The sequence below is a fragment of the Flavobacterium sp. genome (genome assembly GCF_041392005.1).
In the GTDB taxonomy this organism is placed as follows: Bacteria; Bacteroidota; Bacteroidia; order Flavobacteriales; family Flavobacteriaceae; genus Flavobacterium.
Genome location: NZ_JAWKMX010000001.1, coordinates 119,544 through 138,597, shown reverse-complemented (window position 1 = coordinate 138,597; position 19,054 = coordinate 119,544). Strand labels below are relative to the sequence as shown.

20 protein-coding genes are annotated in these 19,054 nt (G+C 32.8%); 15 read left to right on the top strand and 5 right to left on the bottom strand.

Translation table 11 applies throughout. The features are described from left to right. The first annotated feature begins 47 nt into the window (after nt 1–47). The 3 genes from R2808_RS00680 to hemL are packed head-to-tail and all read left to right on the top strand — an operon-like array spanning nt 48 to nt 3,074. Complete coding sequence (locus tag R2808_RS00680; protein ID WP_371269004.1) at nt 48–944, top strand: 1-aminocyclopropane-1-carboxylate deaminase/D-cysteine desulfhydrase; 897 nt, start codon at nt 48–50, stop codon at nt 942–944. Beyond that, nucleotides 934–1,791, top strand: coding sequence for a glucosaminidase domain-containing protein (locus tag R2808_RS00675; protein WP_371269003.1), 858 nt, complete (start codon nt 934–936; stop codon nt 1,789–1,791). Before R2808_RS00680 ends, R2808_RS00675 begins: the two co-directional genes overlap by 11 nt. Continuing rightward, nucleotides 1,791–3,074 (top strand): glutamate-1-semialdehyde 2,1-aminomutase, encoded by a 1,284-nt coding sequence (hemL, locus tag R2808_RS00670; RefSeq protein ID WP_371269002.1) that lies wholly within the window; start codon nt 1,791–1,793, stop codon nt 3,072–3,074. The genes R2808_RS00675 and hemL overlap by 1 nt, the downstream gene beginning before the upstream one ends. 68 nt (nt 3,075–3,142) lie before the next feature. Here the strand turns inward: hemL and R2808_RS00665 are convergent, their stop codons facing one another. From R2808_RS00665 to lysS, 4 genes are all read right to left on the bottom strand, one after another. Then, on the bottom strand, nt 3,143–3,484 hold the full coding sequence (locus R2808_RS00665) for a hypothetical protein (RefSeq protein WP_371269001.1): 342 nt from the start codon (nt 3,482–3,484) through the stop codon (nt 3,143–3,145). Nucleotides 3,485–3,493: 9 nt separating this feature from the next. Then, nucleotides 3,494–3,808: a hypothetical protein gene (locus R2808_RS00660; RefSeq protein WP_371269000.1), complete on the bottom strand. Its 315-nt coding sequence runs from the start codon at nt 3,806–3,808 to the stop codon at nt 3,494–3,496. 60 nt (nt 3,809–3,868) lie between these two features. Beyond that, nucleotides 3,869–4,327 carry a hypothetical protein gene (locus tag R2808_RS00655; protein WP_371268999.1) on the bottom strand — a complete coding sequence of 153 codons (459 nt, stop codon included), beginning with the start codon at nt 4,325–4,327 and terminating at the stop codon, nt 3,869–3,871. Nucleotides 4,328–4,444: 117 nt separating this feature from the next. Continuing rightward, nucleotides 4,445–6,133, bottom strand: coding sequence for a lysine--tRNA ligase (lysS, locus tag R2808_RS00650; protein WP_371268998.1), 1,689 nt, complete (start codon nt 6,131–6,133; stop codon nt 4,445–4,447). Between the two features lie 205 nt (nt 6,134–6,338). Here lysS and R2808_RS00645 point away from each other — a divergent pair, with 205 nt between their 5' ends. The 4 genes from R2808_RS00645 to R2808_RS00630 all read left to right on the top strand — a co-directional run bounded on the left by R2808_RS00645 (nt 6,339) and on the right by R2808_RS00630 (nt 8,812). Beyond that, entirely contained in the window at nt 6,339–7,139 is an 801-nt protein-coding gene (locus R2808_RS00645; RefSeq protein ID WP_371268997.1) for a hypothetical protein, read from the top strand. A 3-nt stretch (nt 7,140–7,142) separates the two neighbouring features. After that, the gene (gene lipB / locus R2808_RS00640) at nt 7,143–7,838 is read left to right on the top strand and encodes a lipoyl(octanoyl) transferase LipB (protein ID WP_371268995.1); all 696 of its coding nucleotides are present in this window, start codon (nt 7,143–7,145) and stop codon (nt 7,836–7,838) included. A 70-nt stretch (nt 7,839–7,908) separates the two neighbouring features. Next, nucleotides 7,909–8,256 (top strand): twin-arginine translocase TatA/TatE family subunit, encoded by a 348-nt coding sequence (locus tag R2808_RS00635; protein ID WP_371268994.1) that lies wholly within the window; start codon nt 7,909–7,911, stop codon nt 8,254–8,256. Between the two features lies 1 nt (nt 8,257). Continuing rightward, nucleotides 8,258–8,812: a phosphatase PAP2 family protein gene (locus R2808_RS00630; protein ID WP_371268993.1), complete on the top strand. Its 555-nt coding sequence runs from the start codon at nt 8,258–8,260 to the stop codon at nt 8,810–8,812. Here the strand turns inward: R2808_RS00630 and R2808_RS00625 are convergent. Then, on the bottom strand, nt 8,807–9,448 hold the full coding sequence (locus R2808_RS00625) for an O-methyltransferase (protein WP_371268992.1): 642 nt from the start codon (nt 9,446–9,448) through the stop codon (nt 8,807–8,809). The two genes, R2808_RS00630 and R2808_RS00625, sit on opposite strands and share 6 nt — an antisense overlap. Nucleotides 9,449–9,587: 139 nt before the next feature. Between R2808_RS00625 and R2808_RS00620 the strand changes: the two genes are divergently transcribed. From R2808_RS00620 to obgE, 8 genes are all read left to right on the top strand, one after another. Next, nucleotides 9,588–11,171, top strand: coding sequence for an FMN-binding glutamate synthase family protein (locus R2808_RS00620; RefSeq protein ID WP_371268991.1), 1,584 nt, complete (start codon nt 9,588–9,590; stop codon nt 11,169–11,171). A gap of 13 nt (nt 11,172–11,184) precedes the next feature. After that, nucleotides 11,185–12,225: a 23S rRNA (adenine(2503)-C(2))-methyltransferase RlmN gene (rlmN, locus tag R2808_RS00615; RefSeq protein ID WP_371268990.1), complete on the top strand. Its 1,041-nt coding sequence runs from the start codon at nt 11,185–11,187 to the stop codon at nt 12,223–12,225. Nucleotides 12,226–12,259: 34 nt separating this feature from the next. Next, nucleotides 12,260–13,240 carry a polyprenyl synthetase family protein gene (locus R2808_RS00610; protein WP_371268989.1) on the top strand — a complete coding sequence of 327 codons (981 nt, stop codon included), beginning with the start codon at nt 12,260–12,262 and terminating at the stop codon, nt 13,238–13,240. Nucleotides 13,241–13,389: 149 nt separating this feature from the next. Further along, nucleotides 13,390–13,956, top strand: a complete 567-nt coding sequence (locus R2808_RS00605) for an RNA polymerase sigma factor (RefSeq protein ID WP_371268988.1) — start codon at nt 13,390–13,392, stop codon at nt 13,954–13,956. Continuing rightward, a complete protein-coding gene (locus tag R2808_RS00600) occupies nt 13,943–14,659 on the top strand; it encodes a hypothetical protein (protein ID WP_371268987.1) in 717 nt (238 codons plus the stop codon). Before R2808_RS00605 ends, R2808_RS00600 begins: the two co-directional genes overlap by 14 nt. Before the next feature lie 42 nt (nt 14,660–14,701). Then, on the top strand, nt 14,702–15,823 hold the full coding sequence (locus R2808_RS00595; RefSeq protein WP_371268986.1) for a hypothetical protein: 1,122 nt from the start codon (nt 14,702–14,704) through the stop codon (nt 15,821–15,823). A gap of 109 nt (nt 15,824–15,932) precedes the next feature. Next, nucleotides 15,933–17,927: a DNA primase gene (gene dnaG / locus R2808_RS00590; RefSeq protein WP_371268985.1), complete on the top strand. Its 1,995-nt coding sequence runs from the start codon at nt 15,933–15,935 to the stop codon at nt 17,925–17,927. Nucleotides 17,928–18,043: 116 nt separating this feature from the next. Continuing rightward, complete coding sequence (gene obgE / locus R2808_RS00585; protein WP_371268984.1) at nt 18,044–19,042, top strand: GTPase ObgE; 999 nt, start codon at nt 18,044–18,046, stop codon at nt 19,040–19,042. The last annotated feature ends 12 nt before the right edge of the window (nt 19,043–19,054 follow it).

Below are 19,054 nucleotides of genomic sequence, written 5' to 3'. Positions count from 1 at the left end.
ATACGTTTAAATCCCGCATTTGTTGCGGGATTTTTTATTTTTGTACAATGAACCAAAAGGTCGAAATAAATTTTCCATTTGCTATATCACTCTATTGTAAAAGAGACGATTTGTTGCATCCGCTTATTTCTGGAAATAAGTTTAGAAAATTAAAGTATAATATTTTAGAAGCCCAGCAATTAAATAAAACAACACTAGTAACTTTTGGTGGTGCATTTTCAAATCATATAGTAGCAACTGCAGCAGCAGGTAAAGAAAATGGGTTTAAAACAATAGGTGTAATTCGTGGTAATGAATTAGAGTATCAACAATTAAACCCTACGTTAGCTCATGCTTCAAGTTTAGGAATGCAATTTTTTTATGTAGATAGAGAAACGTATAGAAATAAAGAAAATCCAAATTTTATAGAAAGTTTGCACAATCGTTTTGGCGATTTTTATTTAATTCCCGAAGGTGGAACAAACAATTTAGCTATAAAAGGTTGTGAAGAAATTGTAACAGAAGAAGATAAAAACGAGTTCGATTATATATGCTCTGCAGTAGGCACAGGTGGTACAATTTCAGGAATTATAAATTCGTCTAGTAATCATCAAAAAATTCTAGGTTTTGCTGCCTTAAAAGGCGATTTTTTATCGAATGATATTCGTAAATTTGTCCAAAAGACAAATTGGGAAATTATTTCAGACTATCATTTTGGTGGCTATGGTAAAATAAAACCCGAGTTAGTTGCGTTTTTAAATCAGTTTTATGAACAAACTCATATTCCACTAGATCCAATTTACACAGGAAAAATGATGTTTGGTATTTTCGATTTAATCGAAAAAAAATATTTTAAGCCTAATGCTAAAATTTTAGCTATTCATACAGGAGGCTTACAAGGTATTAAAGGTGTAAACCAAGTTTTAAATGCAAAAAATAAAGAAATAATTGAATATGAAATTTAAACTAATTGTGCTTCTACTAGCATCAGTTTTTTTGTTTAGTTGTGGTGCATCAAAAAAATCAAAAACAGCTACAAAGTCGCCAACTACTACAAAACCGGTTGTGGTTAAACCAAAAGTAACACCAGTATCAAAACCAACATCAAAGCCAAATGAAACGTTAGAGGCTACATCAAAAGTATATGTAGAACCTAAAACAGTTGACGAATATATTAATCAATTTAAAGATGTGGCAAAAAACAATATGATAAATTATAAAATTCCAGCAAGTATAACATTGGCACAAGGAATTTTAGAATCGGGTGCAGGAAAGGGCAGATTGTGTAAAGAAGCTAATAATCATTTTGGAATAAAATGCCATAAAGGTTGGGAAGGCGATTCTATTACACACGACGACGATGCCGAGCAAGAATGTTTTAGAAAATATAACGATCCAGCCGATTCGTATCGCGACCATTCGTTGTTTTTAACATCTAGAAGTCGTTATGCTACTTTATTCGAATTGGATATTTTAGACTATAAAGAATGGGCAAAAGGCTTAAAGAATGCAGGCTATGCAACCGATCCTAAATATCCAGCAAAATTAATAGGGATTATAGAACGTTATAATCTTAACCAGTACGATGAAGAAGTAGCATCAAATAAACGCACTATAACTACTAATAAAAATGAGGAAGCGAAGCCTAATATAAAAGGAATTAATCAGGTTTACACAGTGCAACAGGGCGATACATTATATTCTCTTTCAAAAAAATTTAATACAACTGTAGATGAGTTAAAGCGACTAAATAACTTATCGGATAATTCACTTTCTATAGGTCAAAAAATAATTTATAACAAAACAAAGTAATGAAATACGAAAGAAGTAGCGCACTTTTTAGAGAAGCTTCAGTTGTAATACCAGGTGGTGTAAATTCGCCTGTTCGAGCATTTAAAGGAGTAGGAGGAACGCCTGTTTTTATTAAAGAAGCTAAAGGTGCTTATTTAATAGACGAAGATAACAATCAATATATCGATTATATTAACTCATGGGGGCCAATGATTTTAGGCCATGCTTATGAACCTGTTGTTAATGCTGTAATTGAAAGAGCAAAAAAAGGAACTTCATTTGGTACACCTACAGCGCTTGAAACAAAAATTGCAGCACTAGCAATTGCAATGGTACCAAATATCGATAAAATTCGGTTTGTAAATTCAGGAACCGAAGCCTGTATGAGTGCTATTCGTTTGGCTCGTGGCTATACAAAGAAAGATAAAATTATAAAATTTTCAGGTTGCTATCACGGTCATTCCGATTCGTTTTTAATTGCAGCAGGTAGTGGATTAAGTACTTTTGGAGTGCCTAATAGCCCAGGTGTTACACAAGGAACTGCAAAAGATACATTATTAGCAAATTATAACGATATAGAAAATGTAAAAGCAATTTTTGAATCGAATAAAAACGAAATAGCAGCTGTTATTATTGAACCTGTTGCAGGAAATATGGGCTGTATTCCACCAAAAGAAAATTTCTTAAAAGAACTACGCCAAGTGTGTACAGAAAATAATGCGCTGTTAATTTTTGATGAAGTAATGACTGGTTTCCGATTAGCAAAAGGTGGCGCACAAGAACTATTTAATGTAAAAGCCGATTTGGTTTGTTTTGGAAAAGTAATTGGCGGTGGACTTCCAGTAGGTGCTTTTGCAGGAAAAAATGAAATAATGAATTATTTAGCACCAATGGGGCCTGTTTACCAAGCCGGAACATTGTCTGGAAATCCATTAGCAATGGCGGCGGGTTACGAAATGCTAAAAACATTAAACGCAGATACTGAAATTTACAGACGGTTAGAAGATAAAACGGCTTATTTAGAAAATGGTTTGCGAGAGGTTTTATCTAAAAACAAAGTTGATTTTACTATAAATAGAGTAGGTTCTATGATTTCGGTACATTTCGATAAAAATCCTGTTTTCGATTTTGAAACAGCTAAAAATGGCGATAATCAACAGTTTAAAAATTTCTTTCATAATTTATTACAAGAAGGTATTTATATTGCACCATCTGCTTATGAAACGTGGTTTATAACCGATGCGCTTTCGTATGAAGATTTAGATAAAACAATTACTGCTGTTGAAAAAGTAACACGTTTTTAGTTGTGTAAATAAAAAAACTTCTCGCTTTTGCGAGAAGTTTTTTTACTAAATTATATTTATTCTGTATTTTAATTTAATGCTTTAGCGTATAAACCTTCATTTTCTTTAAGTTTTATAAATTGCTCGTCTGAAAGTGCTTTTTGTAAACTATTTGTAATATTTGCACTAAAAATTTTCATTCTTTCTGGTAAATCTAAAATGTCTGGCAAATTTTTTTCTTTGTACAACAAAATAGTATAAACTTTATCTTTAGTAACATCATCAAGTTGTAAAAAAGCTGCAATTGCGGCCGAATCTTTTTGTGCTTCAACTTCGTACTTTTTTAAATCTTTTTCGACTCTTTTTTCTTGAGCTTGCACCGAAATAAAAAAGCAAAAACTTAAAATAAAATATAAAAATGGGTTGTTCATAAGTACAATTTACTCAACAATTTTTTTATACAAAACAGTGTTTGACTGAAGGTTAATATAAGCCTCTTTCGATAATAATTCTCGTAACTTAAGATCAACTTCGTTGCTTAACTCTTGTTGGTTATAAGCATTGCCACTGCTTTTTTTAGTGTTTTTATACAAAACTACCTCGTAAACATCATTAGTAGTAGCGTAATCTAAATTTAAGAATTCAATTAATTCTTTAACCTCGGCTTTAGACTTTGCTTTGGCGTTATTTTCTTGTGCTTGTGTTGAAAAACTAAAAGCAAAAAGAAAAACAAATAGCGCAACAATTTTTTTCATTGGATTATTGATTAATAATTTAGTCCAAACTTAAAGTAAAATTACTGTTTTTGCAAATTATTATTCAGTTTTCTTTCTACCCATTTTTAAATTACCTCTATTTTCTTTCATATGTTCTCTGGCATTTTCTCTTCTTTTGCTTTGAGAGTTTTCCCATTTTTCATATTGTTTTTCTGTTAGAATCGCTTTTAATTTAGCTTTCATTTCAATTTGGCTGTCTAAACGATCGTTTTTCATTTTAAGCATTTCTTCCTTAGAAGGTTTTTCGTTACCGTCTTTTTTTGCCTTAAAAGCTTCTCTTTTTGCTTCTTTTTCTTTTCCAGCTTCCAGCATTAATGCTTTAATTTGCTCTTGTTGTTTACTGTCTAAATCAAGCTCTAAAGTCATATGTTTAACTTGTAGTTCTGTTCTTTCCTCTACAGTTAAACGTTGTTTCATTCTGTCGGCTTTTTCGCCTTTTTCTTGTGCACCTGCTAAAACTGTTGTAGCTAAAAGTGCCATTGCTAAAATTTTTTTCATAAAATATATTTTTGTTTACTAGTAAGAACCTATTTTTTTAAAATGGTTTAATCAAATGTAAAAAAAAAGAGTGAATTAACACTCTTTTAAGTAAAATTGTAGCAAATTGTGAAAAATCTAGCTTAAAACTACAGTTTTTACATCGTTTGTAACCATAACTTTTGTAAGATTATTTTTTGCCAACTCTTTCATGGCTTTATCCCATTTTTTTCCGCTTAATGCTGATTTTTCTTTTAAAGTAGCTAACGGTTGATTGTTTTCTGTTTTTAATAACTCAACTATTAGTTTTGCTTCTTCACTTATTTCAAGTGGTTTTGCTTCCGGTTTCATTTGCGGAAAGAATAAAACTTCTTGTATCGATGCGTTATTGGTTAAAAACATAATTAATCGATCCATACCAATTCCTAAACCCGATGTTGGCGGCATACCATATTCTAAAGCACGCAAAAAATCTTGATCAATAAACATGGCTTCATCATCGCCGCGTTCCGATAAGGCTAATTGAGCTTCAAAGCGTTCGCGTTGGTCAATTGGGTCGTTCAACTCAGAATACGCATTGGCAATTTCTTTTCCGCAAACCATCAATTCAAAACGTTCGGTTAATTCGGCATTGCTTCGGTGTTCTTTGGTAAGTGGACTCATTTCTTTTGGATAATCGGTAATAAATGTGGGTTGAATAAAATTGCCTTCGCATTTTTCGCCAAAAATTTCATCTATTAATTTTCCTTTACCCATAGTGTCGTCAACGTCAATTCCCATAGACTTTGCTGCTTCTCGCAATTCGTCTTCGTTTTTACCCGAAATGTCAAAACCAGTAAATTGTTTAATAGCATCAGTCATGGTAACGCGGGCATAAGGCGCTTTAAAATCTACCGTATGTTCGCCAAAAGTTGCCTGTGTTGTACCATTTACTTGTGTAGCGCAATATTCCAAAAGATTTTCGGTAAACTCCATCATCCAGTTATAATCTTTGTAGGCTACATAAATTTCCATTGCGGTAAACTCTGGGTTATGAGTTCTGTCCATTCCTTCGTTGCGGAAATTTTTCGAAAATTCATAAACACCATCAAATCCACCTACAATTAAACGTTTTAAATATAACTCGTTAGCAATTCGCATATACAACGGAATATTTAATGAGTTGTGGTGCGTTACAAAAGGGCGTGCGGCCGCACCACCAGGTATAGCTTGCAAAATTGGTGTTTCAACTTCCATATACCCTTTTTCGTTAAAAAAAGTTCGCATCGCATTGAACAATTTGGTTCGTTTTACAAAAACTTCTTTCACTTGTGGGTTTACTACTAAGTCAACATAGCGCATACGATAGCGTAGTTCTGCATCGGTAAAAGCATCAAATACGTTCCCATCTTCATCGGTTTTTGGTAATGGAAGCGGACGCAATACTTTGCTCAACAATTTAAAATGAGTAACTCGTATAGCTTGTGCACCAACTTTTGTGGTAAATAATTCGCCTTCAATGCCTATAAAATCGCCAAGGTCAATTAATTTTTTAAAAACGGTGTTGTAAAGAGTTTTATCATCGCCTTCGCAAATTACATCGCGATTAAAATAAAGTTGTATTCTACCTTCGCTATCTTGCAATTCGGCAAACGAGGCTTTCCCTTGGTCGCGAACACTCATTAAACGCCCAGCAACTACAACTTTCTTACCATCAGAAAAATTGTCCTTTATTTGCTTCGATGTTGCGTTTACAGGATACAAATCGGCAGGATACGGATTAATACCAAGTTCACGTAGCTTAGTTAATTTTTCTCGTCTAATAATTTCTTGTTCTGAAAGTTGCATATACTTATAAATTTAAACCTGCAAATTTAAGCCATTTGTTTTAAGTTTAAAAGTTTTTTTAAGAAGCAAAATGTTTTGGTTTATTTGGTTTTGTACTTCCTGCTTTCGCCTTTAGTTGTGTAAAACGATTGCATTTTACACAAGCTATTGGCTCTATCAGGGCTAATAGGTAAACTATTTTGTATATTTGTAAAAATTTTCAAAAATGAGATTATTAAAAATAGCAATCGCAACTTGTGTGGCACTACTTTCTACAAGTTGTTCAATTACCGAAAATCTTATTATTAACGAAGATGGAACTGGAAAATACGCCTTCGATTTAGATGCTTCTCAGTTAATTTCAATGGCAGGAAATCGAAAAAATTCTGATACTTTAGAAGAAAATGCTAAAAAGGAAGATATCGATAGTATCATTTCGTTTAAAGAAATATTTGCAGAAAAAAAAGATAGCATTGCACAACTTTCGGCGGCAGAACAAGCACGATTAAAAAAAATGGAAAATTTTAAAATTCATATGTTAATCAAAGAAGCCGATGAAGTAATGAAGTACTCTATGTTTGCCGATTTTACTACGGTAAATGAGTTAGACGAAATGATGTCGCCTTTGCAAAGTATGACAATTTTTGGTATTGCAAAAGATGATTTACCAACAGGAATAAACAACACATCGGCAACTACTGATGCTGCACAACAATTTTTTTATGATGGTGCAACTTTTAAAAAATCATTAAAAGCAAAAGAAAAGCAAACAGAAGTAGAAACTGTAGTTGAAGACGAAGAAACCGAATCTGAAGCTGCATTTTCAAAACAACACGATGAATCTATAGAAATGCTTTTTGCACAATCGCATTTTAAAATTAAATATACATTTCCAAAAGCTGTAAAAAAAGTAACTTCAAAATATGAAGTTATGTACAGCGAAGACCGAAAAACCATTACTATAGAAATGCCTTTTAAGGAATATATGAACGATGTGGAAAAATCGAATATTGAAGTAATATTTTAAAAAATGAATAAAAAAATTGAACTTCAAGATTTAGGTAAAAAAGATTACAAAGCCACTTGGGATTTTCAAGAAGAAATATTTGCTAAAGTGGTAGCACAAAAGAAACAAAAAAGAGATAATCCTAATATAGAAACTCCAAATTATTTTTTCTTTGTAGAACATCCGCACGTTTATACATTAGGAAAAAGTGGCGATGTATCAAATTTGTTGTTGTCTGAAAAACAATTAGAAGAAAAAGGAGCTACGTTTTACAAAATAAATCGTGGTGGCGATATTACCTATCACGGTCCAGGGCAAATAGTAGGCTATCCTATAATAGATTTGGAAAATTTCTTTACCGATATTCATAAATATTTACGATTACTCGAAGAAACAATAATTTTAACGCTTGCCGATTATGGATTAAAAGGCACACGTAGCGAAGGCGAAACAGGCGTTTGGCTCGATGTTGGTACACCATTTGCCCGAAAAATTTGTGCCATGGGTGTGCGTGCTAGCCGCTGGGTTACTATGCACGGTTTTGCACTTAATGTAAATACTAATTTAGGATATTTCGATAATATTATTCCGTGTGGTATTCGCGGAAAAGGCGTAACTTCACTTCAAGTAGAATTAGGTAAAAAAATTGATGAAAGCGAAGTAAAAGAAAAAATCATAAAACACTTTTCAACGTTGTTCAATGCAACGTTTGTTTTTTAGCTAATTTTAACAAAAACTCAACCATAACTTTGTAACTTTACATTCTTAATTTTTTGCAATTTTTATAATTATGTTTGGAATAGGCGGAAGCGAATTATTATTTATCATTTTTATTGCATTAATGTTATTTGGTTCAGATAAAATTCCTGAATTTGCCAGAACATTAGGCAAAACAATGGCGCAAATAAAAAATGCTACTAACGATATTAAAAACGAAATTAATAATAGTGCTAAAGAATCGGGTTTAGATATGAATTCTTTATCGGGTGGTATTTCTGATGAAATTAAAAAAGCGAAAGAAGAAATTTCGAAATCTATTAACCCGTTAAATGATGTTTCGTCAACTATCGAAAATCCAATTCAAGAAGTTAAAGAAGACATCGAAAATTTAACCGGACCTATTAAACGCATGCAATAATTTGGAACAATTACTTACACTTGATAAAGAATTATTCATTTTTTTAAACGGATTGGGTTCTGAAGCGTTTGATGGTTTTTGGAAAATTATTACCAAACAACTGTATTGGTCACCGTTTTTTATTGCGGTTTTTCATTTATTACAACGAAAAGTAGGTTGGAAAAATCTAGGAATTATAATTTTATTTTTGGCGGTTCTCATCACATTTACCGATCAAGCTACTAATTTTTTTAAAAATCATTTTCAACGATTTCGCCCTTGTAACGATCCCGAAATTAAAGATTTTATTCGAATTGTAATGCAACGTAATTCCTATAGTTTTTTCTCAGGACACGCTGCTAATTCAATGGCAAGCACGGTTTTTATTGTATTGATAATGCGTAAATATTATAAATTTACAGGTTTGTTATTTTTCTTTCCACTTGTTTTTGCCTATAGTCGTATTTATTTAGGACTTCATTTTCCAAGTGATATTTTAACAGGTTATGTTTTTGGAACGTTTTCTGGAACTTTGTTTTATAAACTGTATGAAATTTTTTATAAAAGATATTTATAAAATCCGACTCACCGTCAATCCATCGCGAATAGGTAATAAAATAGTTTCCACTCTCGAATCATTCTTTAATAATTGATTGTATTCCAACAACACTTTTGTCGATTTATCGTTGGCTTTTACGTCGCCCAAAACTTTGCCACTCCACAACACATTATCGCTTAAAATAACACCACCTTTGTTCATCATCGGAACAATCATAGTAAAATAATTGATGTAATTTTCTTTATCAGCATCAATAAAAACCAAATCAAATTTTTTGTTTAACGTTGGAATAATTTCCAAAGCATTTCCTAAATGTTGAACAATTTGATTTTTATGATCCGAAGCATCAAAATATTTTTTCTGAAAATCATATAATTCTTCGTTATTATCAATAGTGTCTAACGTGCCATTTTCGGCTAAACCTTCTGCCAAGCATAAAGCTGCATAACCCGTATAAGTGCCAATTTCTAAAATATGCTGCGGACGAATAATTTTTGAAAGCATACTCAAAACTCTGCCTTGAAAATGACCACTCAACATACGAGGTTGCAATATTTTTTGATGGGTTTCTTTATTGAGTTTTGCTAACAAATCAGGTTCGTTTTCTGAATGATTGGCTACATAATTCTCCAAATCTTCTGATATAAAGTGCATAATATTTTACAATTTTTTTGTCATTCTGAACTTATTTCAGAATCTGAACGAATTTATTTTAAGCGAATTTACAAAATCTATTTTCGTTGTTTGTATTATTTTGATAATTTTGATGATATTCAAATTTCAATTAATCAAAATGAGAAAAGCTTTTCTGGTATTTGCCATCACATCAATAGCGTTTATTGCAATATTATCCTATGTAAATTCACGTTTTTTATTGCTATTATTTATTTTCATTCCCTTAATTTTAATGGGATTGTATGATATGTATCAATCCAAACATACTATACGCAAAAACTTTCCGCTATTAGGAAGAATGCGGTATTTACTTGAAGAACTCGGTCCCGAGATGCGTCAGTATTTTATAGAAACCGATACTGATGGTCGTCCGTTTAATCGATTAGAACGAAGTATGATTTACCAGCGAAGTAAACATGTTTCGTCTAATAAGCCTTTTGGTACGCAACTCAATGTGTACGACACGGGCTACGAATGGATTAATCACAGTATGAATGCCATTTCATTTTCAAAAACAGTAACAGAACCACGTGTAAAAATTGGTTCGTCGCAATGTACAAAACCTTACGAAGCAAGTATGTTTAATATCAGTGCTATGAGTTACGGTTCGTTGAGTAAAAATGCTGTAAGTGCTTTGAATAATGGAGCAAAATTAGGTGGTTTTTACCATAATACGGGCGAAGGTGGAATTTCTCCGTATCACTTAGAAGGTGGCGATGTAGTTTGGAATATTGGTACAGGCTATTTTTGCGCACGAACCTTAGATGGTAAATTTTCAGTTGAAGAATATACCAAAAGAGCAACTCTGGATAATGTTAAAATGATAGAAATTAAGTTTTCGCAAGGTGCAAAACCAGGTCATGGCGGTATTTTACCTGCTGCAAAAGTTACTGATGAAATAGCCAATATTCGTTTGGTTCGTAAAGATGGAGGCGATGTTATTTCGCCACCCAAACATTCCGCTTTTACCAATCCGCTAGAATTAATGGATTTTGTAAAACTTCTTAGAGAAAAATCTGGAGGTAAACCTATTGGTATGAAGTTATGTGTAGGCAATAAATCAGAATTTATCTCTATTTGTAAAGCCATGGTGCAAACCCAAACGTATTTCGATTTTATTACCGTTGATGGAGGCGAAGGCGGAACAGGCGCTGCGCCACCAGAATATTCAGATCACGTGGGTATGCCATTACGCGATGCCATTGCTTTTGTGTATGATTGTTTAAAAGGTTTCGGACTTAAAAATGAAATCAAAATAATTGCTAGTGGTAAAGTGGTTTCTGGTTTCGATATTATTCGAGCACTATCATTAGGTGCCGATTTATGTAATTCGGCCCGAGGCATGATGATGGCACTAGGTTGTATTCAGGCATTGGAATGTCATGCAAATACCTGCCCAACAGGAGTTGCCACACAAGATCCTGTTTTAATGAAAGGTTTAGTTCCTGCTGATAAAAGTGTTCGTGTAGCACAATATCACAAGGAAACAATACATAGTGCCTTAGAATTAATGGCGTCGGCTGGTTTAACGCATCCCGATGAGGTTACTCGCGATGCTGTGAGTACTCGAGTAGAACGTAATGAAGTGGAAACATTTGCTGAAACTTTTCCTGAAATTCCAGAAGGTTGCCTATTGCAAGAAAATTCTGTTCCAAATAAATTTTTACATTTTTGGAAGAAAGCTTCAGTTGAACGATTTTAGTTAACTTTGCACCATGCAAACCGATAAAAAAGATATTCGCGCCTTAACTAAAGAACAAATCCGTGATTTTTTTGTTGCCAATGGCGATAAAGCTTTTCGCGGCAATCAAGTATATGAATGGCTGTGGCAAAAAAATGCACACACTTTTGATGATATGACCAATGTTTCAAAAGAAACCCGAGCTATGCTCGAAGCTAATTTTGTAATCAATCATATTAAAGTTGATACGATGCAACGAAGTTCCGATGGAACGGTTAAAAATGCAGTGCGTTTGCATGACGATTTGGTTGTTGAATCGGTATTAATTCCAACAGAAAAAAGAACAACCGCTTGTGTATCGAGTCAAGTAGGCTGTAGTTTGGATTGTGAATTTTGTGCTACAGCACGTTTAAAAAGAATGCGAAATCTTCAGCCCGATGAAATATACGATCAAGTTGCTGCAATAGATGCAGAAAGTCGCTTGTATTACGGCCATCCGTTGTCAAATATTGTATTTATGGGTATGGGTGAACCTTTGATGAATTATCCAAATGTGATGAAAGCCATCGATAAAATTACGTCACCAGAAGGTTTAGGCATATCGCCAAAGCGCATTACAGTTTCCACTTCGGGTGTTTCAAAGATGATTAAAAAAATGGCAGATGATGAGGTAAAATTCAAATTAGCCGTTTCGTTGCATTCAGCAATTGAAGAAATCCGAAATGAAATTATGCCGTTTACTAAGAATTTTCCACTTACAGAATTGCGTGAAGCCCTCGAATATTGGTACAAAAAAACAAAAAGTAAAGTTACCTACGAGTATGTCGTTTGGAAAGGAATTAATGATGATAAAAAATCTATTGATGCTTTGGTTAAATTTTGTAAATATGTACCTTGTAAAGTAAATTTAATTGAGTACAACCCAATTGATGATGGAATGTTTCAACAAGCTACTGAACAAGCTATAAATGATTATATTTCTGCTTTAGAGAAAAATAAAATTGTTGTTAAAGTTCGTAGAAGTAGAGGAAAAGATATAGGTGCTGCTTGTGGACAATTAGCAAATAAGTCGTAGTTTTTTTCTTAATTTTCCGTATTTTTGACCCCAGATGAAAATCGTTGAGCAAATAAAACAGCCTATTGGTACAGAAATGGAACTTTTCGAAAAAAAGTTCCGTGAAGCGATGTCTACCAAAGTGGCGTTGCTCAACAGAATCACGCACTACATTGTCAATCGCAAAGGAAAGCAAATGCGACCTATGTTTGTTTTTCTTACGGCCAAAATGGTTTCAGAAGGAAATGTAAACGAACGTACTTATCGCGGTGCATCCGTTATTGAATTGATTCATACGGCAACTTTAGTGCACGATGATGTAGTTGATGATAGCTACAAACGCCGTGGTTTTTTCTCTATTAATGCACTTTGGAAAAATAAAATTGCAGTTTTAGTTGGCGATTATCTACTGTCTAAAGGTTTGTTGTTGTCAATAGATAATAACGATTTTGATTTATTAAAGATTATCTCGGTAGCCGTACGCGAAATGAGTGAAGGCGAATTACTTCAAATTGAAAAAGCGCGTCGGCTTGATATTACTGAAGATGTTTATTATGAAATTATCCGTCAAAAAACCGCTACGCTTATTGCCGCTTGTTGTTCTTTAGGCGCTTGTTCGGTGGTTCCAAATGATGCCGAATTGGTTGAAAAAATGCGAAAATTTGGTGAACTTATCGGAATGGCTTTTCAAATTAAAGACGATTTGTTTGATTATACCGATGATGCCATTGGAAAGCCTACAGGTATCGATATTAAAGAACAAAAAATGACATTACCACTTATTTACACCTTAAATAATTGTTCTTCAAAAGAAAAAAGTTGGCTGATAAATTCGGTTAAAAATCATAATAAAGATAAAAAACGCGTTAAAGAAGTTATTCAGTTTGTAAAAGACACCAATGGATTAGGATATGCCGAACAAAAAATGATACAATTTCAACAAGAAGCGTTGCAATTGCTCAAAGATTTTCCTGATTCACCCTACAAAGATTCACTTATTTTAATGGTTAACTACGTTATCGAACGTAAGAAATAAGTCAAGTAGCCAATAAGTCAATATGTTTTCAAATTGACATATTTTTTAAACACATACAACCTTTTCAAAATTATTCTCGTCTATACTTTTAGAAGCAAATTTTAAACTTGAATTTTGATATTGAACTTGATATTGAATTTTGACAAAAAGTGAAAGTTATCAATTTACATAAAGACGAAAACAACCTAATAAAGCAAGCTGTACAAAACAACAGGCAAGCACAACATGCACTGTATCAAAAATATGCACCCAAAATGTTGAGCATTTGTCGCTATTATGTTTCAGATGGTCATTTTGCAGAAGATGTTATGATAACAGCATTTATGAAAGTGTTTACCAATTTAAAAAAATTTGAATCGAAAGGAAATTTTGAAGGTTGGATTCGAAGAATAATGGTAAATGAATGTATCGACTATATTCGAGTAAAAAAAAATGTTTTTAAAACAAATGAAATTGTAAATCATGAATTTCAATATGATTTGACAGATGAAATTTTGAGTTTTTCTGCTGATGATATACAATTAATGATTGATAAACTTCCTGATGGTTGCAAAACAATTTTCAATTTATATGCAATTGAAGGCTATAAGCACAACGAAATAGCTGAAATGCTAAAAATATCTGAAGGAACTTCAAAATCGCAATTGGCGCATGCACGCAAATTATTGCAACACCAAATTAACCAATTAAATGCAACAGAAAATGGAACCAAATAATATCGAAAAAAACATAAAAAATAAGTTGGAACAACGAACCATTGCGCCATCTACTGCTGCTTGGGATCGTTTGGACGCAATGCTTTCTGTTGATGCAAAACCTAAAAAGAAATTGATGGTTTGGTATTATGTAGCGGCATCTTTATTTGTAGTTTGTGGGATTTCATTTTGGTTATTAAATCAAAATTCAAAACTAGAAACACCACAAAATTCAGTTGTAAACGCAGATGAATCGCCAATTAATGAAACAAAAATAATTGATGATTTAAATAAAGATGAAATTAACATTAATGAAACCGTTTTGCCTGTTCATACAAAGGTTGTCGTTCAAAATAATTCAAAAAGTAATCAAAAAAAGCCATCGCTTAATATAGAAGACAGTACAAATGATGAAGTGAAAGAAACGTTACCAACTACTTCTACTGAAGCAATTGCTACGACTGATAAACCAACAACAATAAATCAGTATAATTATATTTCACCCGAAAAATTATTGGCAACTGTTGAAAACAAATCCAATTCAAATGCAAAAATAAGCACACCAAACAACAATTCGAAAAGTAATATTAAAGTAGATGCACAATCACTACTTTCTTCGGTAGAAAAAGAAATAGATGTAGAATATAGAGAAACCACTTTTGATAAACTTAAAAGAAAATTTGCCGAAGCACGTGAAGCAGTCGCCAACCGCAATTATGAATAATCATCAAATCAAAAATAATCAATAATCAAAAAACGAACAGTTATGCAAAAAATTATTCTTTACACCGCCATTTTCTTACTAGCATTTGTAAGCAATTTACAAGCTCAAGAAAACGATTCTATTAAAAAATTGAGCTTTGAAAAACAAGCTAATTTAATTGCCAATACCATAGAAAAAATTTCTACTGAAGAAAAAAACGCCCTTAAACTTGAAGTTGAAGCCATTGATAAACAATTGGCTGATGGTAAAATTACCAAAGAAGAAGCTGATAATCAAAAGATGATAGCTTCGCAAAAAAGAGCTCGAAACATAGAAGAAAAAGTAACCGTTGAACATGAAAAATTAGAACAATTGGTGAAAGATAAAGTTGAGGGTAAAATAAACGAAGGAACTAAGAAAGAAGGAACAGTAATAGTTATTGGATCAAGTTCTAACGACTCAATTGGGAAAAATAGAACCGAAATAAATTTAACAGCAATGAAAGTGTATCAAGGAGAAGAAGATAAAATGAAGCGTCTTTCTAAAAGAACAACTTCACAATTCGTATTCGCTATGGGTTTAAATAATGTAGTTACTGACGGTGAAAATTTAGATAATTCCGATTTTCGTTTTTGGGGTTCACATTCGTATGAATGGGGAATTACAGGTAATACGCGTGTTTTTAAAAACAACAACTTATTGCATGCAAAATACGGATTGTCATTAATGTACAACAATTTGCGTCCAACCGATAACCGTTATTTTGTTAAAAATGGAAACGTTACCGAATTGCAAAATGGTTTTACCAATTTCAAAGAATCGCGTTTTCGAAATGTGTATTTGACGGTTCCCTTACATTTGGAATTCGATTTTACTCCTAAAAAATTTGATAAAGATGGCAATCCTTATTTTAGAACACACGAATCGGTTCGTTTAGGTATTGGCGGTTATGGTGGAATTCGTGTTAAATCAAAACAAATTTTACGCTATCAAGAAGACGATCAATGTATAAAAGTTAAACAAAAAGGCGATTTTAATGTTTCTAATTTCAATTACGGTTTAAGTGCATACATTGGTTATCGAGCAACAAGTTTGTATATTAAATACGATTTAAATCCTTTATTTAAAAACAATGCCGTTAATCAAAACAACATTTCATTAGGTGTTCGTTTCGATTTTAATTAATCTTTTCAGTTAGTTATCATAAAAGCCTGTTTGTTTGTAAAAGCCAACAGGTTTTTTGTATAAAACCCATTCTACTTTGTATCTTTGAAAATTCCAAATGAATTAAAAATTGATTTCACAAGCTACTATAGAAACCGTATTTGAAACCGCTCGCGTTGAGGAAGTTATTGGCGATTTTGTGCAATTAAAGCGCGCCGGAAGTAATTTAAAAGGATTAAGTCCATTTGTAAACGAAAAATCGCCGTCGTTTATGGTATCGCCTGTTAAACAAATTTGGAAAGATTTTTCATCTGGAAAAGGAGGAAATGCCGTCACTTTTCTTATGGAACATGAGCATTTTACGTATCCAGAAGCCATTCGTTACTTGGCAAAAAAATACAATATCGAAATAGAAGAAACCGAGCAAACCAATGAAGAAGCTGCTTTAGCCAATGAAAAAGAAAGTATGTATTTGGTATCGGAATTTGCTAGTAAATACTTTCAAAATACTTTACACAATACCGAAGCTGGCAAAGCCATTGGGTTGAGTTATTTTAAAGAACGCGGATTTACTACCGATACTATCAAAAAATTTGGTTTGGGTTATTCGCCCGACGAGTGGGATGCTTTTACCAAAGAAGCTTTAGGGAAAGGCTATAAATTAGAATTTCTCGACAAAACAGGCTTAACGATTGTAAAAGAAGAAAAACAATTCGACCGTTTTAAAGGTCGTGTAATGTTCCCGATACAAAGTATGAGTGGTCGGGTATTGGGTTTTGGTGGTCGAATTTTAACCAATGATAAAAAAGCAGCAAAGTATCTCAATTCGCCCGAAAGTGATATTTACCATAAGAGTAAAATTCTCTACGGAATTTACCATGCAAAACAAGCCATAGCTAAGCAAAACAATTGCTATTTGGTTGAAGGTTATACCGATGTTATTCAGTTTCATCAAGCCGGAATCGAAAACGTAGTTGCATCATCAGGAACGGCACTTACGGTAGAACAAATCAATTTAGTAAAACGCTTAACACCAAATATGACGGTTTTGTTTGATGGTGACGCTGCGGGTTTACGTGCATCAATTCGTGGTATCGATTTAATTCTTGAAGCAGGTATGAATGTAAAAGTTTGTACTTTTCCAGATGGCGATGACCCAGATAGTTTTGCCAAAAAAACGCCTTATGACGAGTTGATAAAATATTTAGATGAAAATGCTAAAGATTTTATTCAGTTTAAAGCCTCGTTGTTAATGAATGAAGCGCAAAACGATCCTATAAAAAAAGCCGAACTCATTCGTGATATGGTTGTAAGTATTTCTAAAATTTCTGATAGAATTAAACGGGAAGTGTATTTGCAAGAATGTTCGCGTATAATGGATATCTCAGAAGATGTTTTGTACAATACGTTAGCACAAATTGATAAAAAAGATTTTCAGGAAACCAATAAAAAATTTAAAAAAGAACAAAAAGAACTGGAAGTTGTTCGTAATGAAAATGTTGCCCAATTGCTTACAAGTGAGGAAGTAGCTAATTTATTGGAAAGAAAAATTATTGAAATTTTAATTCTTTACGGCAATAAAGAAATAGAATTTGAAGAAACTTATTTGCGATTAAATGAAGATGGAAAGGAAGAAAATTTTACCGAAAAGCGCGTGCAGAAAATATTTGAAAAAGTATATATGAATTTGCAAGAAGATGAAATAGAATTTTCGAACCCTATTTTTAAAAAATTAATCCATCAAATTTTAGCCATTTTTTTAAGCAAAGGAAATTTTGAGCGCAATGAATTTTTAAACCAACTTGAGCCAGAATTAGAGCAAATAGTTATCGATATTTTAATGAATGAAGAAAAGTATGAATTGCACGGTTGGCTCGATAAAAAACAAGTTTTTGTAAAAACAAAAGACGATGAAGCGGTTTTAAAACGATTAATTTTAGAAACGCTAGTTTCGTATAGAGAATATTTAATTCAAAATTTATCGAAAAAATTACTAGAAGAAATAAGTAAAGAAACTACAGAAGTTTCCTTGCAACAGGCTATGCAAAATATTAATGATTATAATACATTAAAGGCTACTATTAGTAATAGTATAGGTCGTATTCGAACCGATTTTTTTAAATAATTTTCATAAAAACAGCAAACTTTACAATTAAAATAGTAAAGAAATAGAAGATAGATTATCTTTGTCAAAATTAATATATAATAAGTTGTTTTACCAACTTTTAACTGCTAATAAAAATGACAGAAGGGAATTTTGTAGATTACGTTAAAATTTATGTAGCATCAGGCAAAGGAGGAAAAGGTTCCACACACTTACACCGCGAAAAATTTATTGAAAAAGGCGGACCAGACGGTGGCGACGGTGGTCGTGGCGGTCATGTTATTATAAAAGGGAACAAAAACCTTTGGACATTGTATCACTTAAAATTTACCAAACACGTAAAAGCGGGTCATGGTGGCGATGGTGGGAGCAGTCGTAGTACAGGTGCCGATGGCGAAGATAAATTTTTAGAAGTACCCTTAGGTACTGTTATAAAAGACAAGGAAACCGATGAAATTTTATTCGAAATAACAGAAGATGGCGAAGAAAAAATTTTGGCAAAAGGCGGTAAAGGTGGTTTAGGAAATTGGCATTTTCGAAGTGCAACAAATCAAACACCGCGTTATGCACAACCTGGTTTGGCAGGCGAAGAACTCGATATTATTTTAGAATTAAAAGTACTAGCCGATGTAGGTTTAGTAGGTTTTCCAAATGCAGGTAAGTCAACATTGCTATCAGTAATAACAGCAGCAAAACCAAAAATTGCCGATTATCCGTTTACTACTTTAAAACCCAATTTAGGAATTGTAGCCTATCGCAATTTTCAATCGTTTGTAGTTGCCGATATTCCAGGAATTATAGAAGGAGCAGCCGAAGGAAAAGGTTTAGGCCATTATTTTTTGCGTCATATTGAACGCAATTCTACATTATTATTCTTAATTCCTGCCGATGCAACCGATATTGTAAAAGAATACGAAATTTTATTAGATGAACTTCGTCGTTATAATCCTGAAATGCTCGACAAAGACAGGTTAATAGCTATTTCTAAAAGCGATATGCTCGACGAAGAGCTAAAAACAGAAATGAACCAAGAACTCAAAAATGCTTTTGGTAACGTAGAGTATTTATTTATATCGTCTGTAGCACAACAAGGTTTACAAGAATTAAAAGATAAACTGTGGAAAATGTTAAATTAGTATAAGTAAGTG

Coding starts and splice junctions, on each gene's coding strand:
- R2808_RS00680 (WP_371269004.1), top strand. CDS start 48: ATGAACCAAAAGGTCGAAATAAATTTTCCATTTGCTATATCACTCTAT.
- R2808_RS00675 (WP_371269003.1), top strand. CDS start 934: ATGAAATTTAAACTAATTGTGCTTCTACTAGCATCAGTTTTTTTGTTT.
- hemL (WP_371269002.1), top strand. CDS start 1,791: ATGAAATACGAAAGAAGTAGCGCACTTTTTAGAGAAGCTTCAGTTGTA.
- R2808_RS00665 (WP_371269001.1), bottom strand. CDS start 3,484: ATGAACAACCCATTTTTATATTTTATTTTAAGTTTTTGCTTTTTTATT.
- R2808_RS00660 (WP_371269000.1), bottom strand. CDS start 3,808: ATGAAAAAAATTGTTGCGCTATTTGTTTTTCTTTTTGCTTTTAGTTTT.
- R2808_RS00655 (WP_371268999.1), bottom strand. CDS start 4,327: ATGAAAAAAATTTTAGCAATGGCACTTTTAGCTACAACAGTTTTAGCA.
- lysS (WP_371268998.1), bottom strand. CDS start 6,133: ATGCAACTTTCAGAACAAGAAATTATTAGACGAGAAAAATTAACTAAG.
- R2808_RS00645 (WP_371268997.1), top strand. CDS start 6,339: ATGAGATTATTAAAAATAGCAATCGCAACTTGTGTGGCACTACTTTCT.
- lipB (WP_371268995.1), top strand. CDS start 7,143: ATGAATAAAAAAATTGAACTTCAAGATTTAGGTAAAAAAGATTACAAA.
- R2808_RS00635 (WP_371268994.1), top strand. CDS start 7,909: ATGTTTGGAATAGGCGGAAGCGAATTATTATTTATCATTTTTATTGCA.
- R2808_RS00625 (WP_371268992.1), bottom strand. CDS start 9,448: ATGCACTTTATATCAGAAGATTTGGAGAATTATGTAGCCAATCATTCA.
- R2808_RS00620 (WP_371268991.1), top strand. CDS start 9,588: ATGAGAAAAGCTTTTCTGGTATTTGCCATCACATCAATAGCGTTTATT.
- rlmN (WP_371268990.1), top strand. CDS start 11,185: ATGCAAACCGATAAAAAAGATATTCGCGCCTTAACTAAAGAACAAATC.
- R2808_RS00610 (WP_371268989.1), top strand. CDS start 12,260: ATGAAAATCGTTGAGCAAATAAAACAGCCTATTGGTACAGAAATGGAA.
- R2808_RS00600 (WP_371268987.1), top strand. CDS start 13,943: ATGGAACCAAATAATATCGAAAAAAACATAAAAAATAAGTTGGAACAA.
- R2808_RS00595 (WP_371268986.1), top strand. CDS start 14,702: ATGCAAAAAATTATTCTTTACACCGCCATTTTCTTACTAGCATTTGTA.
- obgE (WP_371268984.1), top strand. CDS start 18,044: ATGACAGAAGGGAATTTTGTAGATTACGTTAAAATTTATGTAGCATCA.